Below are 21736 nucleotides of genomic sequence, written 5' to 3' on the forward strand. Positions count from 1 at the left end.
AGTCTTGTCACATTCCTCGTCGAGGAGCGGAGGTCGGGTCCGCTCCCAGGCCGGCGGCCACCTGCCGCAGATACGGGTTGGTGGCGCGCTCCTGGCCGATGGTCGTCTGGGGGCCGTGGCCGGACAGCACCACGGTCGAGTCGTCGAGCGGCAGGCACACACGGCCCAGCGAGTCGAGCATCTCGTCCATGTCGCCGCCCGGCAGGTCGGTGCGTCCGATGGAGCCGGCGAAGAGCAGATCCCCGGAGAAGAACACGGACGGGATGTCCGCGCTCTCGGGCATCCGGAACGTCACCGACCCCTTCGTATGGCCCGGGGCGTGCGCGACGGAGAGGTCGAGGCCCGCCAGCTTCAGCTCGGCGCCGTCGGTCAGCGTCCGCACGTCGTCGGGCTCCCCCACGGTCAGCTCGCCCATCAGCGGCATCCCGATGGAGCGGCCGAGCGCCTTCTCGGGGTCGCTCATCATGTACCGGTCCGCGGGGTGGATCCAGGCGGGTACGTCGTGCGCTCCGCACACCGGGACGACCGAGGCGACGTGGTCGATGTGGCCGTGGGTGAGGATGACCGCGACGGGCTTGAGCCGATGCTTCTTGAGCGCGTCCTCGACTCCCTGGGCGGCCTGATGGCCCGGGTCGATGATCACGCACTCCTCACCCGCGGCGGGGGCGACCAGGTAACAGTTGGTCCCCCAGGCCCCGGCGGGGAACCCGGCAATGAGCACGATCGTCCTTCGTGGTGGCGTACGCGCGAGTGTCGTACGGGCGGGCGGCTGTGGATCAGAGCCTACCGGCGCTGCCGATTCCTCAGCCAACCCATATACGGTACGGGGCACACGCAGGCGGTCGGCTCAGGCGACGCACGCGTCCCACTCGACGTACGAGACGCACGAGGAGAACTCCGGTGGTCAGCCAGGAACAGCGGCGGCGTCAGCTCGCCCGGGAGAAGTTCTTGCGACAGCAGCAGCGCCGCACATCCGCTCGACGAAGGACCCGAACCCGCAACGCGGTGATCGCGGCGGTCGTCGGCGTGGTCGTCGCGGGCGGTGCGACGGCGTACGCGACCGGAGCCTTCGAGAGCGACGGCAAGAAGGCCAACGCGGGCGCCGAGGCCACGCCCAGCGCGACGCCGACGAGCAAGGCGCCCGATCCGTGCGAGAAGCCCGCCGCGGGCAAGGTGAAGCCGCTCACATGGAAGAAGGAGCCGGCGCTCACCATCGACAAGTCCGCCGCCTACACCATGAAGATGGCGACGACCTGCGGCGACATCGACATCGCCCTCAAGGCGTCCGCCGCCCCGCACACGGTGAACTCGTTCGCCTTCCTCGCCGGCAAGGGTTACTTCGACCACACCAAGTGCCACCGGCTCACCACCGAGGGCATCTACGTGCTGCAGTGCGGTGACCCGCAGGGCACCGGCCAGGGCGGTCCGGGCTACACGATCCCGGACGAGAACCTGAAGGACAAGTCGCTCAAGAACAACGTGTACCCGGCGGGCACGGTCGCCATGGCCAACACCGGCCAGGCGCACACCGGCGGCAGCCAGTTCTTCCTGGTCTACCAGAACAGCCAGCTTCCGCCCAGCTACACACCGTTCGGCACGGTTTCCGACGCGGGGATGAAGGTCCTGAAGAAGATCGCCGCCGCCGGTGCGCAGGCCGCCGATCCCCAGACGGGCAACACCGCGCCGAACGCGACCGTGGTGATCGGCAAGGCGACGGTGACGAAGTCCTGACCGTCAACCGGGGAACTTCGGTCGCGCGGGATGCGGACAGGCAACCCGCTGGTCGCCTATGTTGGCCGTGACGAAACTGTGGACGATGCCAGGGGGCTCCGAAGCCCCCCACAGGCATCATGTGGAGGAGGCGCTGTGAGCAGCGACCCGTGGGGCCGCGTCGACGAGACGGGCACCGTGTACGTGCGTACGGCCGACGGAGAGCAGGTCGTCGGTTCCTGGCAGGCCGGCACCCCTGATGAGGCGCTGGCCTACTTCGAGCGCAAGTACGAAGGCCTGGTTGTCGAGATCGGCCTCCTCGAAAAGCGGGTGAAGACCACCGACCTGTCGGCGAAGGACGCCCAGACCGCCATCGACCACATCCGCGAGCAGGTGGACGCCCACCACGCGGTCGGTGATCTGGACGCGCTGAAGGTGCGGCTCGACAAGCTCGTGGAGACCGTCGACGCGCGCCGCGAGGAGCGCAAGGTCCAGCGGGCCAAGCAGTCCGACGAGGCGCGGCACGCCAAGGAGGCGCTGGTCGTCGAGGCCGAGGAGCTGGCGCAGAGCGACCAGTGGCGGGCGGCCGGTGAGCGGCTGCGCGCGCTGGTGGACACGTGGAAGGGGCTGCCGCGACTCGACCGCAAGTCGGACGACGAGCTGTGGCACCGCTTCTCGCACGCCCGCTCGGCGTTCTCCAAGCGGCGCAAGGCGCACTTCGCGTCGCTGGACGCGCAGCGCGAGGAGGCCCGCAAGACCAAGGAGAAGCTGGTCGCCGAGGCCGAGGCGCTGTCCGGCTCGACGGACTGGGGTCCGACGGCGGCCCGCTACCGCGAGCTGATGGCGGACTGGAAGGCCGCGGGCCGCGCCCAGCGCGAGCACGAGGACGACCTGTGGAACCGCTTCCGCGGCGCCCAGGACGTGTTCTTCGCGGCGCGCAGCTCGGTCTTCGCCGAGCGGGACGCGGAGCAGACGGAGAACCTGAAGCTCAAGGAGGAGCTGGCCGAGGAGGCCGAGAAGCTCGTCCCGGTGCAGGACCTGAAGGCGGCCCGCGCGGCCTTCCGTTCCATCAACGAGCGCTGGGAGGCCATCGGCCACGTGCCGCGTGACGCCCGTCCGAAGGTCGAGGGCCGGATGCACGCGGTGGAGCGGGCCCTCCAGGAGTCGGAGGAGACCGAGTGGCGCCGGACGAACCCGGAGGCACGCGCGCGTGCCGAGGGTCTGACCGGTCAGCTGCAGGCCGCCGTGGACAAGCTCCAGGGCCAGATCGAGGCGGCGCGCTCCGCGGGCAACACCGCGAGGGCCGACAAGCTCCAGAAGGAGCTGGACGGCCGTCAGGCGCTGCTCGACCAGGCTCTGAAGGGTCTTCAGGAGTTCGGCGGCTGATCGGCGGCTGATTCCGGCCGCGCACGCGCAAAGGGGCTCCCGTACGCACCGTACGGGAGCCCCTTCGCGTGCCGTCCCGTCCCGCCCGGTACGCGGCCGGGCGGGACGGGACGGGCGTCAGGCCTCCGAGGGCCTGCGGGCCGATGTCACGCGGTACACGTCGTAGACGCCCTCGACGCCCCGTACGGCCTTCAGGACGTGTCCCAGGTGCTTGGGGTCGCCCATCTCGAAGGTGAACCGGGAGGTGGCGACGCGGTCGCGCGAGGTCTGGACGGCCGCGGACAGGATGTTGACGTGCTGGTCGGACAGCACGCGGGTGACGTCCGACAGGAGCCGGGACCGGTCCAGGGCCTCGACCTGTATGGCGACCAGGAAGACCGAGGACTGGGTCGGCGCCCATTCGACGTCGAGGATGCGTTCGGGCTCGCGCGAGAGCGAGTCGACGTTGACGCAGTCGCTGCGGTGGACCGACACTCCGCTGCCGCGGGTGACGAAGCCGATGATCGGGTCGCCCGGCACCGGTGTGCAGCAGCGGGCGAGCTTGACCCAGACGTCGTCGACGCCCTTGACGACCACACCGGGGTCGTTGTTGCTGCGCCGCTTGCGGCTGCGGCCCCGCGCCGACGGCACGGACTCGTCGATCTCCTCGGTGGCCGCCTCCTCGCCGCCGAGCGCCTGGACGAGCTTGTGGACGACGCTCTGGGCGGTGACGTGGCCCTCGCCGATCGCCGCGTACAGGGACGAGATGTCGGGGTAGCGCATCTCGTGCGCGAGGGTGACCAGGGAGTCGCCGGTGAGGATGCGCTGGATCGGCAGGTTCTGCTTGCGCATCGCGCGGGCGATGGCGTCCTTGCCGTGCTCGATCGCCTCGTCGCGGCGTTCCTTGGAGAACCAGGCGCGGATCTTGTTGCGGGCGCGCGGCGACTTCACGAAGCCGAGCCAGTCGCGGGAGGGGCCCGCGCCGGCCGCCTTGGAGGTGAAGACCTCGACCAGGTCGCCGTTGTCCAGGGTGGACTCGAGCGGCACCAGGCGTCCGTTGACCCGTGCTCCTATCGTCCGGTGGCCGACCTCCGTGTGGACCGCGTACGCGAAGTCCACCGGGGTGGCCCCGGCCGGGAGCGCTATCACGTCGCCCTTGGGCGTGAAGACGAAGACCTCGTTGCGCGAGAGGTCGAAGCGCAGGGACTCCAGGAACTCGCTGGGGTCCTCGGTCTCCTTCTGCCAGTCGAGCAGCTGGCGCAGCCACGCCATGTCGTTGACGGTGTCCTGGCCCGCGCTGCCCTTGGCCGCCCGGGGCACGTCGGTGCGGATCTTGGAGGAGCCCGCGACGGTCTCCTGCTTGTACTTCCAGTGCGCGGCGATGCCGTACTCGGCGCGGCGGTGCATGTCGAACGTACGGATCTGGAGTTCGACGGGCTTGCCGTTGGGGCCGATGACCGTCGTGTGCAGCGACTGGTACATGTTGAACTTCGGCATCGCGATGTAGTCCTTGAACCGGCCGGGGACCGGGTTCCATCGCGCGTGCACGGTGCCGAGCGCCGCGTAGCAGTCGCGGACAGTGTCCACGAGGACGCGGATGCCCACCAGGTCGTAGATCTCCGCGAAGTCACGGCCGCGGACGATCATCTTCTGGTAGACGCTGTAGTAGTGCTTCGGGCGGCCGGTGACGGTCGCCTTGATGCGGGCCGCGCGCAGGTCGGACTGGACCTCGTCGGTCACTATGGCGAGGTACTCGTCGCGCTTGGGGGCGCGCTCGGCGACCAGGCGCACGATCTCGTCGTACATCTTGGGGTAGAGGATCGCGAAGGCGAGGTCCTCCAGTTCCCACTTGATGGTGTTCATGCCCAGGCGGTGGGCGAGCGGCGCGTAGATCTCCAGGGTCTCGCGCGCCTTCTTCTCCTGCTTCTCGCGCTTGAGGTAGCGCATGGTGCGCATGTTGTGCAGGCGGTCGGCGAGCTTGATGACCAGGACGCGGGGGTCCTTGGCCATCGCGACGACCATCTTGCGCACGGTCTCGGCCTGCGCGGCCTCGCCGAACTTGACCTTGTCCAGCTTGGTGACGCCGTCGACGAGGAGGCCGACGGAGTCGCCGAAGTCACGGCGGAGCTGGTCCAGGCCGTACTCGGTGTCCTCGACCGTGTCGTGCAGGAGGCCGGCCATGAGCGTCGCCGGGTCCATGCCCAGCTCGGCGAGGATGGTGGTGACGGCGAGCGGGTGCGTGATGTACGGGTCGCCGCTCTTGCGCTTCTGGCCCCGGTGCCAGCGTTCGGCGACCTGGTACGCCTTCTCGATCTGCCGGAGCGTCGACGTCTCGATCTTGGGGTCGTTGCTGCGCACTATCCGCAGCAGCGGCTCCAGAACCGGGTTGTACGGGTTGGAGCGCTGGACGCCGAGTCGGGCCAGGCGGGCCCGGACGCGGTTGGAGGAACCGCCGGAGCGCGTGGGCTGGGGCGCCGCCGGACGGGCCGCCGGGGTGCTCGCGGGACGCTCGGGAGGGGTGGGCTTGGGACGCGCCCCTCCGGCGGCCGTGCCGTCGGGCGCGGACTGGGCGTGCTCGACCGGCCCGCTCGCTGCCTTCCGTGCGGGCTTCTCCGCGGCGCCCGAGGCTGGCTCGGGCTGGGTGGAGGCGGTTCGCCCCAGGCGTTCCGCGCTGGGGGCGAGTGGCTGGGCCTCGTCTGGCAAGAGGGCTCCTCGTGCGCGATCCGGGTCCCCCGGTCAGGCTCCGGAAACCCCATGGTAGCGATCCTCCGCGCCGGGCTCGCTGTCGGCCGCCGACGGCGGCCTCGTACGAGAGAACGCCGGAGGCGGGCACCGGATTCCTCCGGGCCCGCCTCCACGGTGTCCTACGGGTGCCTCAGGCCTTTCGGGGGCCTTTCCGGGAGCGGACTCCCAGATGGCGTGCGCGCGGTCCTCAGACCGTCAGGAGCGCCTCCAGGGGAGCCCCGGCCAGGGCCGGCTCCAGACGGCCGCGGCCGCCCAGGAACCCGAGCTCCATCAGCACGGCGACGCCCGCGACCTCGGCGCCCGCCCTGCGGATGAGCTGGAGCGACGCCTCCGCGGTGCCGCCGGTGGCGAGGACGTCGTCGACGACCAGGACGCGGTCGGCCGCGCTCAGGTCCTCGGCGTGCACCTCGATCTCGGCGGAGCCGTACTCCAGGTCGTACGCCTGCGACAGGGTCGCTCCGGGGAGCTTGCCCGCCTTGCGCACGGGGATGAAGCCGATCCCGGCGTGGACGGCGACCGGGGCTCCGAGGATGAAGCCGCGGGCCTCCAGGCCGACGATCTTGGTGGCGCCGTTGCGCACGGCGATGTCCGCCAGGGCGCCGGTCAGCGCGCCGAACGCGGCCGGGTCGGCCAGGAGCGGGGTGATGTCCTTGAACATCACTCCCGGCTCCGGGTAGTCGGCCACGTCACGGATGCGGCTGGTCAGCAGCTCTTCGATGCCGGTCATCGGCGCTTCCCCGAGGGACGGCCGCGGCCGCGGGCGCGGGACGCGGGCTGGTGGCGGGGGCCGACGACCGCCGGGGCGGCGTCGTCCAGGTCGTCGTCCTCGTACGAGGACCCGGTCGCCTGCGGCTCCAGGGACTCGCCCGTGGCGGCCGCCTGGGCCCGCTTGGCGAGGACCCGCTTGCGCAGGGCCTTCATCTCCGGCTCGCGCTCCTTGAGGTCGGCGACGAGCGGCGTGGCGATGAAGATCGAGGAGTACGCACCGGCCGCGAGACCGACGAACAGCGACAGCGAGATGTCGTTGAGCATGCCGGCGCCGAGGACGCCGCCACCGATGAACAGCAGGCCGGCGACCGGCAGCAGCGCGACGACCGTGGTGTTGATCGAACGCACCAGGGTGCTGTTGATCGAGCGGTCGGCGACGTCGCTGTAGGTCCAGCGGGTCTGCTTGGTGATCCCCTTCGTCTGCTCCTTGAGGCTGTCGAAGACGACGACCGTGTCGTAGAGCGAGTAACCGAGGATCGTGAGCAGACCGATCACGGTGCCCGGGGTGACCTCGAAGCCGACCAGCGCGTAGATGCCGACCGTGATGGTGATGTCGTGGATCAGGGCGACCAGGGCCGCGATGGCCATGCGCCACTCGAAGGCGATCGCCAGGTAGACCACGACCAGGACCATGAAGATCGCCAGGCCCTCCCAGGCCTTGTTGGCGATCTGGTCACCCCAGCTGGGGCCGACCAGGTCGGCGTTGATCTTCTCGGAGTCGACCTTCAGGTCGGTGGCGAGCTTTTCCTTGATCGCGTCCGACTTGTCGGTGTCGATGCCGGCGATCTGGATGCGCAGTCCGCCGTTGCCGAGCTTCTGGACGACGGCGTCGTGGCCGGAGGCCTCTTCCGCGTACGTCTCCGCCTGGCTCACCGAGACCGGGCTCTTGCCGGTGGTGAAGACGGCGCCGCCCTGGAACTCGATGCCCATGTTCAGGCCCCGCACCGTCAGGCCGAGGATGGCCGTGATGGTGATCAGGATCGAGATGCCGTACCAGATCTTGCGCTTGCCGACGAAGTCGTAGCCGATCTCGCCGCGGTGGAGCCGGGCGCCGAGGGTGCCGAGTTTCGACATCTCACGCCTCCTTCGTGTCGACGGGGGCGGACGCGCGACGGGTGCGGCGCAGCGGCGGCTTGGCGCCCAGTCGCTTCGGGTCGAGGCCGGACCAGCGGTGACCCTCCGCGAAGAACTTCCTGCGGGCCATGATGGTCATCAGCGGCTTGGTGAAGAAGAACACGACGACGACGTCGAGCACCGTGGTCAGACCGAGGGTGAACGCGAAGCCCTGGACCTTGCCGACGGTGACGATGAAGAGCACCGCGGCGGCGAGGAACGACACGAAGTCGGAGACCAGGATGGTGCGCCGGGCACGCGGCCAGGCGCGCTCGACGGCCGGGCGCAGGGAGCGGCCCTCGCGGATCTCGTCCCGGATGCGTTCGAAGAAGACGATGAACGAGTCCGCCGTGATACCGATCGCGACGATCGCACCGCAGACGGCCGGGAGGTTCAGCGCGAAGCCGATGGCCGGGCCGAGCAGCGACATGAGCACGTAGGTGAGGATCGCCGAGACGCCCAGGGAGGCGATGGCGATGACCGACAGGCCCCGGTAGTAGATCACCAGGTAGAGGACGACCAGGGCGAGGCCGATGGCACCCGCGATCAGACCGGCGTGCAGCTGCTCACCGCCGAGCGCGGCGGTCACCGTGGTGACGCTCGACTCGTGGAAGGTGAGCGGCAGGGCGCCGTACTTCAGCATGTTGGCCAGGTCCTGGGCCTCGGTCTGGGTGAAGCTGCCGGAGATCTCCGCGCTGCCGCTCAGCGACTGGGCCACGGAGGGGTCGGAGACGACCTGACCGTCGAGGACGATGGCGAACTGGTTCTGCGGGGGCTGGTTCTGGGCGAGCTTGCCGGTGATGGCGGCGAACTTCTTGGAGCCACCGGACGTGAAGTCCATGGTGACCTTCCAGCCCGCGGCGCTCTGCGTGTCGAAGACCGCGCCGGCCTTCTTGATGTCCGTACCGGCGACCTCGGCCGGGCCGAGGATGTACTTCTGCCACTGGCCGGAGGAGTTCTTGTCCTGGCCGCAGGCCACGGTCGGCTCGGTCGGCTTGGAGCCGGTGCCGGCCTTGGCGCGGACCGCCTTGTCGGTGCAGTCGATCGCGGCGTACTCGGCCTGCAGCTTGGCGGTCGCCGGGTCCGTGCTCGCGCTCGCGGACGGCGAGGCGCTGGAGGAGGCCGAGGCGCTCGGGCTGCCGCTCGGGGACGGCGAGGAGCCCGCCTTCAGGGCGTCGGTGACCGCACGGCCCTGGGTGGTGGCGGAGGCCGACGGCTTGGCGGAGGACGACGCGGACGGGGACGCCTTGTCACCGGCCTTGGCGGAGGAGCTGCTGGAGGCGCTCGGCGACGGGGTGGCCGAGGCCTTGGCACCAGAGACGTCGGTGGCCAGCACGGGACGGAAGTACAGCTTGGCGGTGGTGCCGACCTGCTCGCGGGCCTGCTTGGAGTTCGTGCCCCGGGGGATGTTGACAATGATGTTGTCGGCACCCTGGGTCTGAACCTCGGCCTCGGAGACACCGAGACCGTTGACACGGCGGTTCATGATGTCGACCGCGGTGTCCATGTTGGTCTTGTTGATCGCGTTGGGCTGGCCAGGCTCGTTCTCCGCCGTGAGCGTGATGCTCGTGCCGCCGGCGAGATCGATGCCGAGACGCGGAGTGGTCTGCCCGGAGGCGAACATCCCCCCGGTGAGCGCCGCGATGGCGATCAGGATCAGGGCCAGCGAGCGCCCCGGCCTGCTCTGGGCGCTCGCGTTCCGGCCCTTCTTCGGTGCTGCCACCTTCTCGTACTCCCTCTCGGGCCGCCCTGCGCCGGGTGAGCGCCTGGACGGCCATGCCATGGTGTCGGGACTCCGTGCGAGAACAGCACGTCCCGGGAGGTGTGCGGCGTGAGCGGATCGCGCCGTTCTCCCGGGTCGTGACTACTTCGCTTCGGTCCCGCCGTCGGTCTTCTTCGGCTCCGCCCCGTCGGCGTCGGCCTTCTCGGCCTTCGTCTCGACGGCCTCGTCGGCCGGCTTGTCCGCCGCGTCCTTCTTGCCGAGGTCGAGGGGCTTGTCGTCGGAGGCGTCGGAGGCGTCGGCGGCGGGCTCGTCGGTCTCGGTGAGGGAGGAGGCGTCGTCCGGCACGACCGAGCCGTCGGTCTTCAGGTCGTGCTCGATGCCGTGGACGATGCGGTTGTACTCGTCGTCCGTGAGGACGGCGCCGATCGCGTTCTTCGCGAAGAGCAGGTCGACACCCGGGCCGGCGTCGAGGAGGACCGTGTCCTCGTTGACCTCCTTGACGGTGGCGTACATACCGCCGATCGTGCGCACGCCGGAGCCGGGCTGCATCTCGTTGCGCATGGAAGCCGCCTGCTGCTGCTTCTTCTTGGCCGACCGGGTCATCAGGAACATGGCCCCGATGAGCACGATGAACGGGAGGAGGGTCACGAGACTCACGGGTCGGAACTTCCTTCTTCGACCGCACCAGGTGAGCGGCCTGCTGGATGGGGGTATGTATGGGGGGTGCGTATGCCGTCGACAAGGGCGGCATCGGCGGAGTCTAAGCGAGTCCGCACTGACGGAACAACGCTCAGCATGGCACCGGGGTTCCTGCCCCGGTGCGTACGCACGCCGTCACGCCCCGAACAGGTCCTCTTGTCCGTTTCCACCGGCTGCCCGGCGGGGCGGCGTGAGGCCGAGATGTGCCCATGCCGCGGGTGTCGCCACCCGGCCACGGGGAGTGCGGGCGAGGAGCCCCTCCCGTACGAGGAAGGGTTCGGCGACCTCTTCCACCGTCTCACGCTCCTCCCCCACGGCGACAGCGAGTGTGGACAATCCGACAGGGCCGCCGCCGAAAAGCTTGAGCAGGGCTTCGAGGACTCCGCGGTCGAGCCGGTCCAGCCCGCGCGCGTCGACCTCGTAGACCTTCAGCGCCGCCGCGGCGATCTCACGGGTGATGATCCCGTCCGCTCTGACCTGGGCGTAGTCGCGTACGCGGCGCAGCAGGCGGTTGGCGATGCGGGGCGTGCCCCGGGAGCGGCCGGCGATCTCCGCCGCGCCCTCGGCGCCGATCTCGACGTCCAGGAGGCCGGCGGAGCGGTTGATGACGCGCTCCAGCTCGGCGGGCTCGTAGAACTCCATGTGCGCGGTGAACCCGAAGCGGTCGCGCAGCGGCGGGGGCAGCAGTCCCGCGCGCGTGGTGGCGCCGACCAGCGTGAACGGGGGCAGCTCCAGCGGGATGGCGGTGGCGCCGGGGCCCTTGCCGACGATGACGTCGACGCGGAAGTCCTCCATCGCCATGTACAGCATCTCCTCGGCGGGCCGGGACATGCGGTGGATCTCGTCGAGGAAGAGGACCTCTCCCTCCTGGAGGGAGGAGAGGATCGCGGCGAGGTCCCCGGCGTGCTGGATGGCGGGACCGCTGGTGATGCGGATGGGGGCGCCCATCTCGGCCGCGATGATCATGGAGAGGGTGGTCTTGCCGAGGCCGGGGGCGCCGGAGAGCAGCACGTGGTCGGCGGTGGCTCCCCGCGCGCGTGCGGCGCGCAGCACCAGGTCGAGCTGTTCGCGGACCTTCTCCTGGCCGATGAACTCGTCCAGGTCCTTGGGGCGCAGCGCGGCCTCGACGGCCTGGTCCTCGCCGTCGGCGACCGATCCCACCAACCGCTCCGCGGCGGGGCCGACGAGCCGCTCGTCGGCGGCTTCGTCTGTCGTGTCGTCCCAGTTCATCGGTGGTGCCTCGCGGTCTCGTGGTGGTGGGGCGGTCGGCGGTCCGGCGGGGGCGGGCCGCGCCGGGGCGCGGGCCCGGCCCGGGGGCCGGGGCCGTTCAGCGGGCGCGGTTCAGGGTCTGCAGGGCCGCTCTGAGGAGCTGGCCGACCTGCGGGGTTCCCCCGGCGGCCTCGGCCTGCGGGGTGACGGCGGCGACCGCCTCGTCCGCCTCGCGGGTCGCGTAACCGAGGCCGACGAGCGCGGCGTGCAGCTGGTCGCGCCAGCCGGCGGTGACCGCCGTGCCGATGGCCGGGCCACCGGGGCCCAGGGGCTCGCCGAGCCGGTCCTTGAGCTCGAGCAGCAGTTTCTGGGCGCCCTTCTTGCCGATGCCGGGGACGGCGACGAGCGCCTTCTCGTCACCGGTGGACACGGCGCGGCGCAGGGCGTCGGGGGTGTGGACGGCGAGCATCGCCTGGGCGAGGCGCGGGCCGACCCCGCTCGCGGTCTGGAGCAGCTCGAAGACCTGGCGCTCGTCGTCGTCGGCGAAGCCGTAGAGGGTGAGCGAGTCCTCGCGGACGACGAGGGAGGTGGAGAGTTTCGCGTGCTGTCCCGTGCGGAGCCCGGAGAGCGTGCCGGGCGTGCACTGGACGGCGATGCCGATGCCGCCGACCTCGACCACCGCGGAGTCCGGGGCGAGGGCGGCGACCGGGCCGCTGACGAAGGCGATCATGCGGTACGGCCTTTCGGTGCTGGGTGCGAGGCGTGCGCGGCCGCGGCCCGCTGGAGTCTGTTCTGCGCGGCGGTCCGGGCGGGCGCGGTCCGCGCGGCGGCCTGCTGGAGCCGGTTCTGGGCGGGAGCGCGCCAGATGTGGCAGATGGCGAGCGCCAGGGCGTCCGCCGCGTCGGCGGGCTTGGGCGGCGCGGCGAGCCGGAGCAGACGGGTGACCATCGCGCCGACCTGGGCCTTGTCCGCGCGTCCGCTGCCGGTGACGGCGGCCTTGACCTCGCTCGGGGTGTGCAGGGCGACGGGTATGCCGCGCCGGGCCGCGCAGAGCATGGCGACGGCGCTGGCCTGGGCGGTGCCCATCACGGTCCGTACGTTGTGCTGGCTGAACACCCGCTCCACGGCGACGTACTCGGGTTCGTACTCGTCGAGCCACTGCTCGATGCCCTGCTCGACGGCGACCAGGCGCAGGCCCAGTTCGGCGTCCGCCGGGGTGCGTACGACTCCGACGCCGAGCATGGTCAGGGGCCGTCCGGCGACTCCCTCGACCACCCCGACACCGCACCGGGTCAGCCCGGGGTCAACGCCCAGCACCCGCACCGGGCCCTCCTTCGATCTCGCCGCTCGTCACCGGGGTCTTCCCGGTTCGTGCAGGCTATCGGGTGCCACTGACAAAGCGGCGGGCCGACGGGGTGTCCCGTCGGCCCGCCGCTCCGTACAGACCTCGCTCAGGCGCCGGTCAGGCGTCGACCTTCTCCATGACCTCGTCGCTGACGTCGAAGTTGGCGAAGACGTTCTGCACGTCGTCGCTGTCCTCCAGGGCGTCGATCAGCTTGAAGATCTTCCGGGCGCCGTCCTCGTCGAGCTCGACCTGCATGGTCGGGACGAAGTTGGCGTCGGCGGAGTCGTAGTCGATGCCGGCCTCCTGGAGCGCGGTGCGCACCGCGACCAGGTCGGTGGCCTCGGAGAGGACCTCGAAGCTCTCGCCGAGGTCGTTGACCTCCTCGGCGCCCGCGTCGAGGACGGCGCCGAGGACGTCGTCCTCGCTCAGTTCACCCTTGGGGACGACGATGACGCCCTTGCGGTTGAAGAGGTACGACACGGAGCCGGGGTCGGCCATGTTCCCGCCGTTGCGGGTCATGGCGACGCGGACGTCCGAGGCCGCGCGGTTGCGGTTGTCGGTGAGGCACTCGATGAGCACCGCGACACCGTTCGGGCCGTAGCCCTCGTACATGATCGTCTCGTAGTCGGCGCCACCGGCCTCGAGACCGGCGCCGCGCTTGACCGCGGAGTCGATGTTCTTGTTCGGGACCGAGCTCTTCTTCGCCTTCTGGATGGCGTCGAAGAGGGTCGGGTTGCCGGACACGTCGGCACCGCCGGCACGGGCGGCGACCTCGATGTTCTTGATCAGCTTCGCGAAGAGCTTGCCGCGCTTGGCGTCGATCACGGCCTTCTTGTGCTTCGTCGTAGCCCATTTAGAGTGGCCGGACATCTGCCTGTCTCCTTCGCGTAACCCAACCTGTACGGACTCCCCCAGGCTTCGGGAGCCTGGGAAGACCCCACAGATCCTACAAGGACGCCGGTGTCCGGTTCGCGCGCACCATCTCGACGAACAGACCGTGCACGCGGTGATCGCCCGTCAGTTCCGGGTGGAAGGACGTGGCGAGCACGTTTCCCTGGCGGACCGCGACGATGTGGCCGTCGTGCTCGGCGAGCACCTCGGTCTCCGCGCCCACGGACTCCACCCAGGGGGCGCGGATGAAGACGCCCTCTACAGGATCGCCCTCGACACCCTTGACGTCGACCGCCGCCTCGAAGGACTCGTTCTGCCGTCCGAAGGCATTGCGGCGCACGATCATGTCGATGCCGCCGACGGTCTCCTGGCCCGAGCGCGGGTCGAGGATCTTGTCGGCGAGCATGATCATGCCCGCGCAGGTGCCGTAGACGGGCAGGCCCTCGCGGACCCGCGCGCGCAGCGGCTCCATCACTCCGAAGAGGACCGCCAGCTTGGAGATGGTGGTGGACTCGCCGCCGGGAATGACCAGACCGTCGATCTCGGCGAGCTCCTCGGGACGCCGCACCGGCCTGGCCACGGCGTCCGCCGCGGCCAGGGCGATGAGGTGTTCCCGCACGTCGCCCTGGAGTGCCAGGACGCCTATGACAGGGGTGCTCATGCGACTACCAGCCGCGGTTCGCGTAGCGCTCGGTCTCGGGGAGGGTGTCGCAGTTGATGCCGACCATGGCCTCGCCGAGGTTGCGGGACGCGTCCGCGATGATCTTCGGGTCGTCGTAGAAGGTGGTGGCCTTCACGATGGCGGCGGCGCGCTTGGCCGGGTCGCCCGACTTGAAGATGCCGGAGCCGACGAAGACGCCCTCGGCGCCGAGCTGGCGCATGAGCGCGGCGTCGGCGGGGGTGGCGACACCACCGGCGGAGAACAGCACGACCGGCAGCTTGCCGAGCTCGGCGACCTCCTTGACCAGCTCGTACGGGGCGCGCAGGTCCTTGGCGGCGGCGTACAGCTCGTTGTTGTCGAAGCCGCGCAGACGGGCGATCTCGTTCTTGATCTGACGCAGGTGGCGGACGGCCTCGACGACGTTGCCGGTGCCGGCCTCACCCTTGGAGCGGATCATGGCCGCGCCCTCGGCGATGCGGCGCAGGGCCTCGCCCAGGTTGGTGGCGCCGCAGACGAAGGGGGTGGTGAACGCCCACTTGTCCGAGTGGTTGACCTCGTCGGCCGGGGTGAGGACCTCGGACTCGTCGATGTAGTCGACGCCGAGGGACTGCAGGACCTGGGCCTCGACGAAGTGGCCGATGCGGGACTTGGCCATCACCGGGATGGAGACCGCCTCGATGATCTCCTCGATCATGTTCGGGTCCGACATCCGGGCGACGCCGCCGTCCTTGCGGATGTCGGCGGGGACCCGCTCCAGGGCCATGACGGCAACGGCGCCGGCGTCCTCGGCGATCTTCGCCTGCTCGGCGTTGACCACGTCCATGATCACGCCGCCCTTGAGCTGCTCGGCCATGCCGCGCTTGACGCGGGCGGTGCCGATCGCGGTGTTCTCGGCGGAGTTGGGGAGGGTGCTGGACACGGGTTGACCTCACTCGGTGAAAGAGGATTTCTGCAGCTCCGAGGAAACGTGAGGCGACCAGTCCACTGCAAGGGCCAATGGGGAGGCGGTGGCTCGTTTTCGTCTCCGCCCGCCGGAGCGCGTCAGTTCGTCGGGCGGTCCGCCAGGGCCGTCGGGGGCTCGTCGTCCATCTCGAAGGCCATGGGGAACGGGGCGTGGCCCGCGAGGCGGAACCAGCGGACCTTGCGGTGCCGGCGCAGGGCGCGGGCGGCGCGTACGGCGTCGTTGTGGAAGCGCCGTGCCATCGGCACCCGGCGCACGGCCTGGGCCAGCTCGCCGGCCGCCTCCTCGCCGCCGGGCACCTCGCGCACCGCCTCGACCTGCTGGCTCTCCCCGAACACCGCCCGCAGGGCCTGGCTCAGCTCGCTCTCGGCGACCTCGCGCTGCTCCTCCTCGGCCTGCCGGGCCGCGTGCGCCGCTTCGTAGAGCACGATCGAGGCGGCGGGGTCGAGCACCCCGGAGGTGGCCAGTTCCTGCGTCACGGAGGCCCGGCGCAGCAGCTGCGCGTCGAGGGCGGCGCGCGCGGCGTCGATACGGGCGTGCAGCCGGTCGAGGCGCCCGGCGGTCCAGCTCAGGTAGAGGCCGATCACGACGAGGCCGACGAGGATCCAGATGAGGGTTGCGGTCACGGGCCGCAAGGCTACCGGTGCCGGTCACCGGTCCCCCGGGGCCCGCACACCTCAGGCAAGCCGCCCCGCAGGGGACCACGCCGCGGGCAAGCCTCCCCGCCGGACCCACACCCGAGACGGGCCACCTGGCCGAAAAGCGAGCCGCCCGCCGCGCCACCACCGTGCGGACGGGGTCGGACCGTCGCTTTCCGGCCGTTCTCCACGCGCCGGAACCACAGCGTCCCCGCGCGCGACGAGCCGGTTCCACGGCGCCCCGAGCAATGCCCGAGGGCCCCGTACGGGGCCGACGCCCGGCCCTGCTGCGGAGCCGCGCGGCGCGGAGCTGCGCGCGTGGCGGCACGGCGGCCTGCCGGGTCCGCTCAAGACACCGGGCAGGACCGGACGACCGGCGCCCGGGCCTCGGGTCCGGCGGGAGGGAGCCCTGCGGACCGGGTCTCGGGCCGGGGCCGCCGTGGAAGTGGCGCCCGGGCCCGCGCAGACCGTACGGACGTCCGGCCAGGGCCGGAACCCGCGCGGCACGAAGCCGGCGTGCGGGCTCCTGGTCCCGGTGATCCCGATGGTCCCGGGGCCGTCAGTCCCGGGCCAGGCCGAAGCGGGCGCGCAGGCCCGTGCGCTCGTCCGCGGCCACCGCGGCCGCGCCGTCCGTCACCGTCTCGTACACGGACAGGATGTCCGCGCCGACCGTCGACCAGTCGAAGCGGCGTACGTGCTCGCTCCCCCGCTCGCGCAGGGCGGCCCGGCGCTCCGGGTCGGCGAGCAGCCGCAGCGCGGCGGCGGCGAGATCGTCCGCGTCCTCGTTGGCGAACAGCTCGCCCGCGGAGCCCTGGTCGAGGACCTGGGCGAACGCGTCGAGATCCGCCGCGAGCACGGGCGCTCCGGCGGACATCGCCTCGACCAGGATGATCCCGAAGCTCTCGCCGCCGGTGTTGGGCGCGACGTACAGGTCGACGCTGCGCAGGAGACGGGCCTTGTCCTCGTCGCTGACCATGCCGAGGAACTCGACGCGCGAGCGCATCTCGGCGGGCAGCGACTCCACCGCCTCCTTCTCGTCGCCGCGCCCGGCGACCAGCAGCCGCGTCTGCGGCCGCTCGGCCAGGATCGCGGGCAGCGCCTTCATGAGTACCGGCAGGCCCTTGCGGGGCTCGTCGATGCGGCCGATGAAGCCGATGGTGTCGCCCTGCCACTCGGGCTTGGGCTTGGCGCGGGCGAAGAAGTCGACGTCGACGCCGTTCGGGATGACGACGGCGTCACCGCCGAGGTGCTCGACCAGGGTGCGCCGGGCGTACTCGCTCACGGCGATCCGCGCGCTGATCTTCTCCAGGGCGGCCTGGAGGATGGAGTACGCGGCGACCATCGCCCTGGAGCGCGGGTTCGAGGTGTGGAAGGTCGCGACGATCGGGCCCTGCGCGGCCCAGCACGTCAGCAGGCCGAGCGACGGCGAGGACGGCTCGTGGATGTGGACCACGTCGAAGGTGCCCTCGTGCAGCCAGCGCCGTACCCGGGCCGCCGACAGGAAGCCGAAGTTCAGCCGGGCCACCGAGCCGTTGTACGGGACCGGGACCGCGCGGCCCGCCGAGACGACGTACGGGGGCAGGGGCGTGTCGTCGTCCGCGGGGGCGAGGACGGAGACCTCGTGCCCCAGACCGATGAGGTGTTCGGCCAGGTCGCGGATGTGGAACTGGACGCCGCCCGGAACGTCCCAGGAGTAGGGGCAGACGATGCCGATCCTCACGAGGCCCTCTTCTCGGGCTTCTCGGGGTCCCGCGTGCCGGACCCCTCACGGGGAGCCTTCCCGGCCTCGAGGTCCTTGAGCCACAGACGCTGCAACATGTGCCAGTCCTCCGGGTGGTCGGCGATGCCACTGGCGAAGGCGTCGGCCAGCGCCTGTGTCATGACAGACGTCTTCTCGGCACGGGTGCCTGACTCGGGGACCTCGACGGGCGGATGCACCTGGCCGCGCATCACCGGCGAGTCGTCGTACCAGAGCGTCACGGGCAGGAGGATCGCACCGGTCTGCTGGGCGAGCAGGGCCGGTCCCGCGGGCATCCGGGTCGTCTCGCCGAAGAACTCCACCTCGACGCCCGAGGCGGACAGATCGCGTTCGGCGACCAGGCAGACCAGTCCGCCGTCGCGCAGGCGCCGGGCCAGCGTGCCGAACGCGGCCCCGCCGCTGTGCGGCAGGACCTCCATGCCGAGGCCCTCGCGGTAGGCGACGAACCGGTCGTACAGCGACTCGGGCCTGAGCCGTTCCGCGACGGTCGTGAACGGCGTCCTGAGGCCGGTGGTCACCCAGGCGCCCGCGAGGTCCCAGTTCGCCATGTGCGGAAGGGCCAGGATGACGCCCCGGTCGGAGGCGATGCCGTCGGTGAGGCGGTGCACGTCCTTGGGCTCGAACCCGTTCGTCACCCGCTCCTCGCTCCACGCGGGAAGCCGGAACGACTCCATCCAGTAGCGCAGGTAGGAACGCATGCCGGCCCGGGAGAGTTCCGCCAGCCGCTCGGGGGTCGCGCCCGGCACCACGCGCGCGTAGTTGCTCTCCAGGCGCCGGACCCCCTTGCCGCGCCTTCTCCAGGCGATGTCGGCGACCGTGCGGCCGAGGCGCACGGCGACCGGCTCGGGGAGTTTCTTGACGGTGCTCCAGCCCAGGGCGTACGCGCCGTCGGCCAGCCTCTCCCGGAGACCGGTCACGAGGTGGCCTCACTGTTCTGGGTAGCGATCTCGGCGTCCGCCTCGGCCGCCTCCCGGCGGACCGTGACGACCCGCTGGATCAGCGTGACGAGGCTGCCGACGGCGACGATCCACAGCGCGATGGGCAGCAGCACCTGGATGCCGGGGACGCCGAACGTGTGCAGGCCCGCGAGACCGGCCGCGACCAGCGAGATCACCAGCCGCTCCGCGCGCTCGACGAGGCCGTTGACCGCGACCGGCAGGCCGATCGACTCGCCGCGGGCCTTGGTGTACGACACCACCTGGCCGCTGGCGAGACAGAAGATCGAGACGGCGCACAGGACGTTGTCGTCGCCGTTGCCCGCGTACCAGAGCGCGAAGCCGCCGAAGATCGCGCCGTCGGCGACCCGGTCGAGCGTGGAGTCCAGGAAGGCGCCCCAGCGGCTGGAGCGGCCGAGCTGGCGCGCCATGTTCCCGTCGACCAGGTCGGAGAACACGAAGAGCGTGATGACGATCGTTCCCCAGAAGAACTCGCCCCGGGGGAAGAAGACCAGTGCGCCCGCCACGACTCCGGCCGTGCCCAGGAGAGTGACCGTGTCGGGACTCACCCCCCGGCGGACGAGAAACGCGGCGAACGGTGTGAGGACACGCGTGAAGAATGCACGCGCGTACTTGTTCAGCATGGCCTTCCCGAGGGTCGGTGTCGCCGGACGTCCCCTGCTGGCCGTCGGCTGGCCCATCGTAGCCACGCGTGCGCTTGTGCGATGGCCGGGCACCCGCACCCGTGTCACGGCCCGGCGCCGCCGGTGCCCCGGCGCGATCGCGCCGTCCGCCGTCCCCCGTATGGACGCGCGGTGACGCGAGTGCAAAGCTCGAAGACACCGCGGGCGTCACCGGAGCCGCCACCGCTGGGGTGCCCCCGGACGGAGTCTGGGAGAGGCCCGGCACGTCCCGCGCCCACAGAGACCTCACCGTGCACGGGAGGCAGGACCATGGGCGACAAGGCGAACGCACACCCCGGAGCCGCCGGCAGGGCTACGGCGGCCGACCACCCCGCGTCCGTACGGAATGTGGTGCTGGTCGGCCACAGCGGATCGGGCAAGACGACATTGGTGGAGGCTCTCGCGCTGACGGCGGGAGCGGTGAACCGGGCGGGCCGCGTGGAGGACGGCGGCACCGTCTCCGACTACGACGAGATCGAGCACCGGCAGCAGCGTTCGGTGCAGCTCTCCCTGGTACCCGTCGACTGGGACGGATACAAGATCAACCTCCTCGACACCCCCGGATACGCCGACTTCGTCGGCGAACTGAGGGCCGGTCTGCGAGCGGCGGACGCGGCCCTCTTCGTCGTCTCGGCCGCGGACGGGGTGGACGGCTCGACCCGGATGCTGTGGGAGGAGTGCGCGGCCGTCGGCATGCCCCGGGCCATCGTGGTCACCCACCTCGAATCGGCCCGGTCGGACTTCGAGGAGATGACCGCGACCTGCGCGCAGGCGTTCGGCGGGGACGACCCCGACGCCGTACTGCCGCTGTACCTGCCGCTGCACGGCACCGCGGGGCCGGACGGGCACGCGCCCGTGACCGGCCTGATCGGCCTGCTCACCCAGCAGCTGTTCGACTACTCCTCGGGAGAGCGCAAGGAGGCGGACCCGGGGCCCGAGCAGCAGCCGCTCATCGAGGCGGCCCGCAACCGGCTGATCGAGGGGATCATCGCCGAGAGCGAGGACGAGACCCTCATGGACCGCTATCTCGGCGGCGAGGAGATCGACCTCAAGACACTCGTGCAGGACCTGGAACGGGCCGTGGCCCGCGGAAGCTTCTTCCCGGTGCTGGCCGCCGCGCCCGCCGCCGAGGGAGCCCGGCAGGGCCTCGGCACGGTCGAGCTCCTCGAACTGGTCACGCGCGGCTTCCCCACCCCGCTGGAGCGCCCGGCGCCCACCGTGACCACACCGGACGGCGCGCCGCGCGAGGTGCAGGCCTGCGACCCGGACGGGCCGCTGGTCGCGGAGGTCGTGAAGACCGCGTCCGACCCGTACGTGGGCCGGGTCTCCCTGGTCCGCGTCTTCTCCGGGACCCTCCGCCCCGACGCGACGGTGCACGTCTCCGGGCACGGGCTGACCGACCGCGGACACGAGGACCACGACGTCGACGAACGCATCGGCGCCCTGTCGGCGCCGTTCGGCAAACAGCAGCGCGCCCTCACCCACTGCATCGCGGGCGACCTCGCCAGCGTGGCGAAGCTGAACCGCGCCGAGACCGGGGACACCCTCTCGGCCAAGGACGACCCGCTGCTCATGGAGCCGTGGCAGATGCCCGACCCGCTGCTCCCGCTCGCCATCGAGGCGCACAGCAAGGCGGACGAGGACAAGCTCTCCCAGGGGCTCGGCCGGCTGGTGGCCGAGGACCCCACGATGCGCCTGGAGCAGAACCAGAACACCCATCAGGTCGTCCTGTGGTGCCTGGGCGAGGCGCACGCGGACGTCGCCCTGGAACGGCTGCGCAACCGGTACGGCGTGCAGGTCGACGTGGTCCCGCACAAGGTCTCCCTGCGCGAGACGTTCGCCGGACCCGCCGCCGGGCGCGGCCGTCACGTCAAACAGTCCGGCGGGCACGGCCAGTTCGCGATCTGCGAGATCGAGGTCGAACCGCTGCCGAACGGCTCGGGCATCGAGTTCGTGGACAAGGTCGTCGGGGGCGCGGTGCCCCGGCAGTTCATCCCCTCCGTCGAGAAGGGCGTGCGCGCCCAGGCGGCCAAGGGCGTGGTCGCGGGCTATCCGCTCATCGACGTACGCGTCACGCTGAAGGACGGCAAGGCGCACTCGGTGGACTCCTCCGACGCCGCGTTCCAGACGGCGGGCGCGCTCGCGCTGCGCGAGGCGGCCCGGGAGGCCACGATCCACCTCCTGGAGCCGGTGGCGGAGGTGAGCGTGCTGGTCGGCGACGACTACGTGGGCCCGGTGATGAGCGATCTGTCGGGACGGCGCGGCCGGGTGGTCGGCACCGAGCAGGCGGCCGGCGGGCGCACGCTCGTACGCGCCGAGGTGCCGGAGATCGAGATCGGACGGTACGCCGTCGATCTGCGGTCCGTCTCGCACGGGACGGCGCGCTTCGACCGGCGTTACGCACGGCACGAACCCATGCCGCAGCACATAGCCGAGCGGCTCCGCGAACAGGACCCGGGTACCTGAAAGGCCCGGGGTCCTCAGCCACTTCGTCAGGGGTTTCATCCGTCGGTGGGCGGCTTCGGCCGTCC

Annotated in this window: 19 protein-coding genes; 3 read left to right on the forward strand and 16 right to left on the reverse strand. The window is 71.2% G+C overall.

Translation table 11 applies throughout. From position 1 onward, the window contains the following. Positions 1-7: 7 nt before the first annotated feature. On the reverse strand, positions 8-721 hold the full coding sequence (locus ACICHK_RS08855; protein ID WP_406836481.1) for an MBL fold metallo-hydrolase: 714 nt from the start codon (positions 719-721) through the stop codon (positions 8-10). A 179-nt stretch (positions 722-900) separates the two neighbouring features. On the opposite strand from ACICHK_RS08855, the gene ACICHK_RS08860 reads away from it, so the two are divergent. Continuing rightward, a complete protein-coding gene (locus tag ACICHK_RS08860; protein WP_151468459.1) occupies positions 901-1731 on the forward strand; it encodes a peptidylprolyl isomerase in 831 nt (276 codons plus the stop codon). A gap of 135 nt (positions 1732-1866) precedes the next feature. Then, positions 1867-3096, forward strand: a complete 1230-nt coding sequence (locus ACICHK_RS08865) for a DUF349 domain-containing protein (RefSeq protein WP_406836482.1) — start codon at positions 1867-1869, stop codon at positions 3094-3096. Between the two features lie 117 nt (positions 3097-3213). Here the strand turns inward: ACICHK_RS08865 and ACICHK_RS08870 are convergent, their stop codons facing one another. From ACICHK_RS08870 to pgsA, 15 genes are all read right to left on the reverse strand, one after another. Next, positions 3214-5778, reverse strand: a complete 2565-nt coding sequence (locus ACICHK_RS08870) for a RelA/SpoT family protein (RefSeq protein ID WP_406836483.1) — start codon at positions 5776-5778, stop codon at positions 3214-3216. 229 nt (positions 5779-6007) lie between these two features. Then, complete coding sequence (locus ACICHK_RS08875; protein WP_151468457.1) at positions 6008-6547, reverse strand: adenine phosphoribosyltransferase; 540 nt, start codon at positions 6545-6547, stop codon at positions 6008-6010. Then, positions 6544-7662, reverse strand: a complete 1119-nt coding sequence (gene secF, locus ACICHK_RS08880) for a protein translocase subunit SecF (RefSeq protein WP_406836484.1) — start codon at positions 7660-7662, stop codon at positions 6544-6546. The genes ACICHK_RS08875 and secF overlap by 4 nt, the downstream gene beginning before the upstream one ends. Before the next feature lies 1 nt (position 7663). After that, positions 7664-9424: a protein translocase subunit SecD gene (secD, locus tag ACICHK_RS08885; protein ID WP_151468455.1), complete on the reverse strand. Its 1761-nt coding sequence runs from the start codon at positions 9422-9424 to the stop codon at positions 7664-7666. A gap of 141 nt (positions 9425-9565) precedes the next feature. Then, positions 9566-10081: a preprotein translocase subunit YajC gene (gene yajC, locus ACICHK_RS08890; RefSeq protein ID WP_406836485.1), complete on the reverse strand. Its 516-nt coding sequence runs from the start codon at positions 10079-10081 to the stop codon at positions 9566-9568. 177 nt (positions 10082-10258) lie between these two features. Continuing rightward, entirely contained in the window at positions 10259-11353 is a 1095-nt protein-coding gene (gene ruvB / locus ACICHK_RS08895; protein WP_406836486.1) for a Holliday junction branch migration DNA helicase RuvB, read from the reverse strand. Between the two features lie 97 nt (positions 11354-11450). Next, positions 11451-12062, reverse strand: a complete 612-nt coding sequence (ruvA, locus tag ACICHK_RS08900) for a Holliday junction branch migration protein RuvA (RefSeq protein ID WP_406836487.1) — start codon at positions 12060-12062, stop codon at positions 11451-11453. After that, positions 12059-12655 carry a crossover junction endodeoxyribonuclease RuvC gene (gene ruvC / locus ACICHK_RS08905; protein ID WP_151468451.1) on the reverse strand — a complete coding sequence of 199 codons (597 nt, stop codon included), beginning with the start codon at positions 12653-12655 and terminating at the stop codon, positions 12059-12061. The genes ruvA and ruvC overlap by 4 nt, the downstream gene beginning before the upstream one ends. A 139-nt stretch (positions 12656-12794) precedes the next feature. Further along, positions 12795-13547, reverse strand: a complete 753-nt coding sequence (locus ACICHK_RS08910; RefSeq protein WP_151468450.1) for a YebC/PmpR family DNA-binding transcriptional regulator — start codon at positions 13545-13547, stop codon at positions 12795-12797. Positions 13548-13623: 76 nt separating this feature from the next. Next, positions 13624-14229 (reverse strand): pyridoxal 5'-phosphate synthase glutaminase subunit PdxT, encoded by a 606-nt coding sequence (gene pdxT / locus ACICHK_RS08915; RefSeq protein ID WP_406836488.1) that lies wholly within the window; start codon positions 14227-14229, stop codon positions 13624-13626. A gap of 4 nt (positions 14230-14233) precedes the next feature. Beyond that, positions 14234-15148: a pyridoxal 5'-phosphate synthase lyase subunit PdxS gene (pdxS, locus tag ACICHK_RS08920; RefSeq protein ID WP_103547817.1), complete on the reverse strand. Its 915-nt coding sequence runs from the start codon at positions 15146-15148 to the stop codon at positions 14234-14236. 122 nt (positions 15149-15270) lie between these two features. Continuing rightward, complete coding sequence (locus ACICHK_RS08925) at positions 15271-15816, reverse strand: LemA family protein (RefSeq protein ID WP_151468448.1); 546 nt, start codon at positions 15814-15816, stop codon at positions 15271-15273. A gap of 571 nt (positions 15817-16387) precedes the next feature. Further along, the gene (locus ACICHK_RS08930) at positions 16388-17548 is read right to left on the reverse strand and encodes a glycosyltransferase family 4 protein (RefSeq protein ID WP_151468447.1); all 1161 of its coding nucleotides are present in this window, start codon (positions 17546-17548) and stop codon (positions 16388-16390) included. Continuing rightward, positions 17545-18504 (reverse strand): phosphatidylinositol mannoside acyltransferase, encoded by a 960-nt coding sequence (locus tag ACICHK_RS08935; protein WP_406836489.1) that lies wholly within the window; start codon positions 18502-18504, stop codon positions 17545-17547. Before ACICHK_RS08935 ends, ACICHK_RS08930 begins: the two co-directional genes overlap by 4 nt. Continuing rightward, complete coding sequence (pgsA, locus tag ACICHK_RS08940) at positions 18501-19223, reverse strand: phosphatidylinositol phosphate synthase (RefSeq protein ID WP_406841179.1); 723 nt, start codon at positions 19221-19223, stop codon at positions 18501-18503. Before pgsA ends, ACICHK_RS08935 begins: the two co-directional genes overlap by 4 nt. Before the next feature lie 252 nt (positions 19224-19475). Here pgsA and ACICHK_RS08945 point away from each other — a divergent pair, with 252 nt between their 5' ends. After that, positions 19476-21671 carry an elongation factor G-like protein EF-G2 gene (locus tag ACICHK_RS08945; protein WP_406836490.1) on the forward strand — a complete coding sequence of 732 codons (2196 nt, stop codon included), beginning with the start codon at positions 19476-19478 and terminating at the stop codon, positions 21669-21671. The last annotated feature ends 65 nt before the right edge of the window (positions 21672-21736 follow it).

It is taken from the genome of Streptomyces sp. AHU1 (genome assembly GCF_045343905.1).
Lineage (GTDB): Bacteria > Actinomycetota > Actinomycetes > Streptomycetales > Streptomycetaceae > Streptomyces > Streptomyces triticiradicis.

Bases quoted from the DNA above. Each gene is read 5' to 3' on its own strand.
- ACICHK_RS08875 (WP_151468457.1), bottom strand. From the start codon at position 6,547: ATGACCGGCATCGAAGAGCTGCTGACCAGCCGCATCCGTGACGTGGCC.
- secF (WP_406836484.1), bottom strand. From the start codon at position 7,662: ATGTCGAAACTCGGCACCCTCGGCGCCCGGCTCCACCGCGGCGAGATC.
- ruvB (WP_406836486.1), bottom strand. From the start codon at position 11,353: ATGAACTGGGACGACACGACAGACGAAGCCGCCGACGAGCGGCTCGTC.
- ruvA (WP_406836487.1), bottom strand. From the start codon at position 12,062: ATGATCGCCTTCGTCAGCGGCCCGGTCGCCGCCCTCGCCCCGGACTCC.
- ACICHK_RS08910 (WP_151468450.1), bottom strand. From the start codon at position 13,547: ATGTCCGGCCACTCTAAATGGGCTACGACGAAGCACAAGAAGGCCGTG.
- pdxT (WP_406836488.1), bottom strand. From the start codon at position 14,229: ATGAGCACCCCTGTCATAGGCGTCCTGGCACTCCAGGGCGACGTGCGG.
- pgsA (WP_406841179.1), bottom strand. From the start codon at position 19,223: ATGGGCCAGCCGACGGCCAGCAGGGGACGTCCGGCGACACCGACCCTC.
- ACICHK_RS08945 (WP_406836490.1), top strand. From the start codon at position 19,476: ATGGGCGACAAGGCGAACGCACACCCCGGAGCCGCCGGCAGGGCTACG.